The organism is Kitasatospora sp. NPDC057542 (genome assembly GCF_042801945.1).
Classification (GTDB): Bacteria; Actinomycetota; Actinomycetes; order Streptomycetales; family Streptomycetaceae; genus Kitasatospora.
Genome location: NZ_JBHVFE010000515.1, coordinates 1 through 6,037, shown reverse-complemented (window position 1 = coordinate 6,037; position 6,037 = coordinate 1). Strand labels below are relative to the sequence as shown.

The 6,037-nt window shown below is 74.2% G+C and carries 7 protein-coding genes; 3 read left to right on the top strand and 4 right to left on the bottom strand.

Annotation, left to right across the window (positions count from 1 at the left end; genetic code table 11):
* Positions 1 to 83: 83 nt before the first annotated feature.
* Together ACFU7Y_RS38230 and ACFU7Y_RS38225 are read right to left on the bottom strand one after the other, a co-directional pair.
* The gene (locus ACFU7Y_RS38230; protein WP_049650185.1) at positions 84 to 659 is read right to left on the bottom strand and encodes a TerD family protein; all 576 of its coding nucleotides are present in this window, start codon (positions 657 to 659) and stop codon (positions 84 to 86) included.
* A gap of 159 nt (positions 660 to 818) precedes the next feature.
* Positions 819 to 1,235 carry a hypothetical protein gene (locus tag ACFU7Y_RS38225; protein ID WP_380771107.1) on the bottom strand — a complete coding sequence of 139 codons (417 nt, stop codon included), beginning with the start codon at positions 1,233 to 1,235 and terminating at the stop codon, positions 819 to 821.
* Positions 1,236 to 1,313: 78 nt separating this feature from the next.
* On the opposite strand from ACFU7Y_RS38225, the gene ACFU7Y_RS38220 reads away from it, so the two are divergent.
* On the top strand, positions 1,314 to 1,607 hold the full coding sequence (locus ACFU7Y_RS38220) for a hypothetical protein (RefSeq protein ID WP_224283155.1): 294 nt from the start codon (positions 1,314 to 1,316) through the stop codon (positions 1,605 to 1,607).
* A gap of 94 nt (positions 1,608 to 1,701) precedes the next feature.
* Positions 1,702 to 2,112: a hypothetical protein gene (locus ACFU7Y_RS38215; protein WP_224283156.1), complete on the top strand. Its 411-nt coding sequence runs from the start codon at positions 1,702 to 1,704 to the stop codon at positions 2,110 to 2,112.
* 38 nt (positions 2,113 to 2,150) lie between these two features.
* Here ACFU7Y_RS38215 and ACFU7Y_RS38210 read toward each other — a convergent pair whose 3' ends face one another.
* Positions 2,151 to 3,719: a glycerol-3-phosphate dehydrogenase/oxidase gene (locus tag ACFU7Y_RS38210; RefSeq protein ID WP_224283157.1), complete on the bottom strand. Its 1,569-nt coding sequence runs from the start codon at positions 3,717 to 3,719 to the stop codon at positions 2,151 to 2,153.
* Positions 3,716 to 4,324, bottom strand: coding sequence for a TetR/AcrR family transcriptional regulator (locus ACFU7Y_RS38205; protein ID WP_224283158.1), 609 nt, complete (start codon positions 4,322 to 4,324; stop codon positions 3,716 to 3,718). Before ACFU7Y_RS38205 ends, ACFU7Y_RS38210 begins: the two co-directional genes overlap by 4 nt.
* Before the next feature lie 74 nt (positions 4,325 to 4,398).
* Between ACFU7Y_RS38205 and ACFU7Y_RS38200 the strand changes: the two genes are divergently transcribed.
* On the top strand, positions 4,399 to 5,967 hold the full coding sequence (locus ACFU7Y_RS38200) for an FAD-binding oxidoreductase (RefSeq protein WP_380771105.1): 1,569 nt from the start codon (positions 4,399 to 4,401) through the stop codon (positions 5,965 to 5,967).
* Positions 5,968 to 6,037: the final 70 nt, after the last annotated feature.

Genomic DNA, 6,037 nt, shown 5'->3' with positions numbered 1-6,037 from the left:
GGGTGGTGAAGCCGAGGTCGAGCGCCTGCCGAGACCGCCGAAACCCCGTCGACCCGCGCCGGGCGACCGGATCCCGACGACGATCAGACGTTGACGCCGTAGTCCGTCGCGATGCCGCGCAGGCCGGAGGCGTAGCCCTGGCCGATGGCGCGGAACTTCCACTCGTTGCCGTTGCGGTACAGCTCGCCGAAGACCATCGCGGTCTCGGTCGAGGCGTCCTCGGTCAGGTCGTAGCGCGCGATCTCCAGGCCGTTGGCCTGGTTGACGATCCGGATGAACGCGTTGCGCACCTGGCCGAAGTTCTGCAGCCGGGCGTCGGCGTCGTAGATCGACACCGGGAAGACCACCTTGGCCACGTCGGCCGGGACGCGGTCCAGGTCGACCTTGATCTGCTCGTCGTCCCCGTCTCCGCCGCCGGTCAGGTTGTCGCCGCTGTGCTCGACCGAGCCCTCGGGGCTGCGCAGGTTGTTGAAGAAGACGAAGTGCTGGTCCGAGACCACCTTGCCCAGCGCGTTGCACAGCAGCGCGCTGGCGTCCAGGTCGTAGTCGGCCCCGGTGGTGGTGCGCACGTCCCAGCCGAGACCGACGATCACGGCGCTCAGACCGGGCGCCTCCTTGCTCAGCGAGACGTTGCCGCCCTTGGCCAGCGAAACTCCCACAATGCCCTCCTCTGATCTCTCCCTGTGGACGAATCTACAACACTGTAGAGATCACGAGAATCCGCCGGGAGTCGGGCCCGCCCCGGGAATTTCTCGGGGTCGCACCCGGGAACCGAATGCGGGGGCCGCACACGGGAGGCGCAGACGGGCGGCGCGGGCTCACTGGACGGCGTCGATCTCGATCCGCAGCGCGCCGTTCTCCACCAGCGCCCGGCGGCCCCAGTCCAGCAGCAGGCCCAGCACCTCGCGTTCGCCCGCCGGGAGCCGGGCCACGTCCACCCGCTCGATCTCCCGGACCAGCGCGGCCATCGACGGCTGCCTGATGCGGCTGCTGAAGTCGAGGTCCGGCTCATGCCGGGCGAGGGTGGGCAGGCTCCGCTCGCCCAGTCGGCGCACGACGGCCCGCAGCGCGCCGCCGTCGGCGTAGGCCTCCAGCCGCCCGGTCTGCGGCGCCGGGCCCGCCTTGCGGCCCGTCCTCGCCTTCACGGGCACCCGGTACAGGCCGAGGACGTACTCGTCCTCCGCCACCTCGTCGTCCGGCCCGCACGGCCGCAGGCCGCCCGTTGCGCTTCGCATGGCGAGCACCCTAACCGCCGACCGCCCTAGACTGGCAGTGGATTTCCCCTCGTCAAGGCCCTGTCGCCGGAGGTTCCGATGCGCCAGCGGTACAGCTTCCACCTCGACCGGGGCGGGCACTCGGTGACCGTCAACGTCCGGTCCGGCTGGATCACCGAGACCGAGCTGCTGGTCGACGGCAAGGAGTGCGCCTTCCACCGGGTCCACGGGCACGGCGACTACCCGCTGACCCTCGCCGCCCAGGTCGCCGAGGAGCCGCCGAAGCCGCTCGCGGTCCGGCTGGACCGCACCGGCCTGGCCGAGCACCCGCTCTCCTGCGTCCTGGAGCTGTCCGGCGCCGAACACCCGATGCCCGAGCACACGGCGCGCTGAAACCCTCCGTTCGGGCGGTTTGCCCACGAATGCCGGAAAACCTTACGATTCCGGGCCGGACCCCCACGACGAAAGCCGCCGCATGACCTCCCCCGTGACTCCCAGCACCTTCGACGACCTGCTGCGGGAGGTGATGACCGGCGCCGAACGCTTCGGCCACCCCCAGCACGTCCGGCTGACCTGGCTCGCCGTGCGCCGCCACGGCGCCACCGCCGCCCTCGACCTGGTCGGCGACGGCATCCGGCGTACCGCCACCAAGGCCGGCGCGCCGCAGAAGTTCCACGTCACCATGACCCGGGCCTGGGTCGAGCTGGTGGCCCGGCACACCGGCGGCCTGCACACCGGGGACGCCGCGGACTTCGACGCGTTCACGGCCCGCCACCCCGAGCTGCTCGACAAGAACCTGCTCGCCCGCCACTACCGTCCGCAGACGCTCGCGGGCGAGCAGGCCCGGACCGCCTGGGTGGAGCCGGACCTCGCCCCCTTCCCCCGGGCCGCGTCCTGAGGCATCAGCCCTCCTGACGCCTCGTCCCTCCTGCGACGTCAGCCTTCCAGCCCCTCCCCGAGGCGCTCCGCCACGATCTCCTCGACCGCCTTCCGGGCCCGCTCGGCGTCCTCCGCGACCAGCCCGAGTCTGGTGCGGCGGTCGAGCACGTCGGCGGCGTCCAGCGCGCCCTCGTGGGTGACGGCGTAGGCGACCTCGGCGCAGGTCACGTCCAGGTCCTCCGCGATCGGCGTCGACTCCCCCGCCGCCAGCACCTCGTGGGCCGCACCGCCGTGGCGGGCGAGCAGCGAGGCGGGCACCCGGCCAGCGGACAGCAGGCGGCTCTCCCGGTGGCCGGGGGCGCCGATCAGCGGCAACCGGGCCGTCCAGCAGGCGCGGGCGGACAGACCGCGCAGCCGGACGGCGGCGTCCACCGCGTCCTCGGCCATCCGGCGGTAGGTGGTGAGCTTGCCGCCGACCACGGTGATCACCCCGGACGGGCTCTCCAGCACCGCGTGCTCGCGGGAGATGTCCGCGGTGTTGCCGTCCCCGGTGTCGATCAGCGGGCGCAGCCCGGCGTAGGCGCCGCGCACGTCCGCCCTGGTCAGGGCGGTGGCGAGGGCGGCGTTGACGGTGTCGAGGAGGAAGGAGAGCTCGGCCTCGGTGGGCTGCGGCTCGTCCGGGATCGGGCCCGGGGCGTCCTCGTCGGTCAGCCCGATCGCGACCCGGCCGAGCTGCTGCGGCAGGGCGAAGACGAACCGGCTGGTGGAGCCGGGCACCGGCACGGTGAGGGCGGCGGTCGGGTTGCCGAGCGCCTGCGCGTCCACCAGCAGGTGGGTGCCGCGGCTGGGCCGGAGCCTGATCGAGGTGTCCACGTCGCCCGCCCAGACGCCGGTGGCGTTGACCACCGCGTTGGCCCGGACTTCCAGTTCCCGCCCGGTCAGGGTGTCGACCAGCCGGGCCGAGGTGCCGGTGACCTGCTCGGCGCGCACCCTGGTCAGCACGCTCGCCCCGTACTGCGCGGCGGTGCGGGCCAGCGCGACCACCAGCCGGGCGTCGTCCACGAGTTGGCCGTCGTGGGCGACCAGCGCGCCGCGCAGCCCGTCCGTCCGCACGCCCGGCACCAGGCGGCGGGTCCGGCCGGCGTCGATCCGGCGCATCCGGGGCAGCAGCGCACCCGGGGTGCCGGCCGTCAGGCGCAGCGCGTCCCCGGCGTGGAAGCCCGTACGGATCAGCGTGGCCTGGCCCGGGCGCAGCAGGTCCGGGAGCAGCGGCACCAGTTGGGGCAGCGCCCGGATCAGGTGCGGGGCGGTGCGGGTCATCAGCACGCCGCGCTCGACGGCGCTCTCCCGGGCCACCTTGATCCGCCCGGAGGCGAGGTAGCGCAGGCCGCCGTGCACCAGCTTGGAACTCCAGCGGCTCGTGCCGAAGGCCAGGTCGCGGGCCTCGACGAGCACCGTGCGCAGGCCGCGCGAGGCGGCGTCCAGGGCCACTCCGGCGCCGGTGACACCGCCGCCGATGACCAGGAGGTCGATCCGGGCGTCGTCGCCGAGCGCTTCGAGTTCCAGCTTCCGTCGGACGGCGTCAAGCCGGCCGGTGCCCGCGTACGGGCCTGCGGTGGGGGTCATGGCGCGAGGTATCCGTTCAGCGCTCTGGCCAGTTCGCGCCGCCAGGCCGCCTCGGGCAGCAGGGAGGCGATCATGCGGTGCGACTGGACGGTGGACTGGGCGATCAGCAGGACCATGGCGGCCAGTTCGAGCGGCTCGCCGGCCCGGATCGAGCCGTGCGCCTGGCCCTGCTCGATGCCGGCGCTCAGCGCCTCCAGCAGGCCGCGCTGGCTGGTACCGAGCCGCTCGACGACGTACTGGAGCAGCAGGTCGGAGTCGTCGGAGTGCAGCAGCGCGCCGAGCACCGGATGGTCGCGCAGCCGGACGGCGATCTCCACGACCCGCTCGACGAGGGCCTCCCTGTCGTGGACGTCCAGCCCGGCGCCCTCCAGGGTGGTCAGGATCTCCCGGGTGAGCAGCGCGCCGATCACCGCCCGGACGTCCGGCCAGCGGCGGTAGACGGTCGGGCGGCTGACCCCGGCGCGGCGGGCGATCTCGGACAACTGGGTCCGGCGCACGCCGAGGTGGACGATCAGGTCGGCGGCGGCGTCCAGGATCGCGTCGTCGATGCTGCGCTCCCCGGGTGTCGGGGACGGCGTCTGGGGCTCGGCGTTACTACTTGACATGATGTGTGAAACTGTAACGCATGGCACCTGAGACGCAAGCGGGACCGGCCGGCGCCGCACTTCCGCTCCCCCCGATGAAGTGGAACGCCTGGGGCGACCCGGCCCTGGCCAAGGAGCTGTCCGCCGACATCAAGGGACTGCTCGCCGCCGCCCTCGGCGTCACCGGCGACGCCGCCCCCGGGCCGAGCGCCGACGAGGTCGTGCTGCGCCCGTCCCGGATCTCCGCCGAGGACCTCAAGGCGCTGGCCGCCGCCGTCGGCGAGGCGCACGTCAGCGCCGCCGACGCCGACCGGCTGCCGCGCGCCGGCGGCAAGTCCACCCCCGACCTGCTGCGCCGCCGCAGCCGCGAAGCGCAGGACGCCCCCGACGCCGTCGTGCTGCCCGGCAACGAGCAGGAGGTCGCCGCCGTCCTCGCGGTGTGCGCCGAACGCCGCATCGCCGTCGTCCCGTTCGGCGGCGGCACCAGCGTCGTCGGTGGACTCGACCCCGAGCGCGGTGCGTTCGACTCCGTTGTCTCGCTCGACCTGCGCCGCTTCGACCAGCTGCTCGACCTGGACGAGACCTCCGGCGAGGCCGTCCTCGGCGCGGGCCTCACCGGCCCGGCCGCGGAGGAACTGCTCGCCGAACGCGGCTGGGAACTCGGCCACTACCCGCAGAGCTTCCGCTACGCCACCATCGGCGGCTTCGCGGCCACCCGCTCCTCCGGCCAGGACTCCGCCGGGTACGGGCGCTTCGACGAGATGGTGCGCGGGCTGCGCGTCGTCACCCCCGCCGGGGTGCTCGACCTCGGCCGCGCCCCCGCCTCCGCCGCCGGCCCCGACCTTCGCCAGCTCTTCCTCGGCTCCGAGGGCACCCTCGGCGTGATCACCGCCGTCCGGCTGCGCGTCCACCTCCTGCCCGCCGTCAAGGCGTACGAGGCGTGGAGCTTCCCCGACTTCGCCACCGGCACGGCCGCGCTGCGTGCCGTCGAGCAGCAGGGCACCGGCCCCACCGTGATCCGGCTCTCCGACGAGGCCGAGACCATGATCAACCTGGCCATGACCGAGCAGATCGGCGGCGCCCCGGCGGTCAGCGGCTGCCTGGCCGTCACCGTCTTCGAGGGCAGCGCCGCCCAGGTCGCCGCCCGGCAGCAGCTCACCCGCGACGCCCTGATCGCCGCCGGCGGCACCTCGCTCGGCGAGGCCCCCGCCCGGGCCTGGGAGCACGGCCGGTTCAACGCCCCCTACCTGCGCGACTCGCTGCTCAGCGCGGGCGCGCTGTGCGAGACCCTGGAGACCGCGACCGACTGGAGCCGGCTGCCGGCCCTGCGCACCGCCGTCACCGAGGCGCTCACCGGCGCCCTGCCCGGCTCCCTCGTGCTCTGCCACATCTCGCACGTCTACCCGACCGGCGCCTCGCTCTACTTCACTGTCGTCGCCGCCCTCGGCGAGGACCCGCTCACCCGCTGGGGCGCCGCCAAGCGCGCCGCCGGGGACGCCATCCTCGGCGCGGGCGGCACCATCAGCCACCACCACGCCGTCGGCGCCGACCACCGGCCCTGGATGACCGAGGAGGTCGGCGAGCTGGGCGTGCGCATCCTGCGCGCCGTCAAGGCCGAACTCGACCCGGCGGGCATCCTCAACCCGGGCAAGTTGATCCCGTGAACGAGGTGAGAACCGTCCGCAGGGTCGCCGTTCTCACCAACCCGGCGGCGGGCGTCGGCCACGCCGAGCC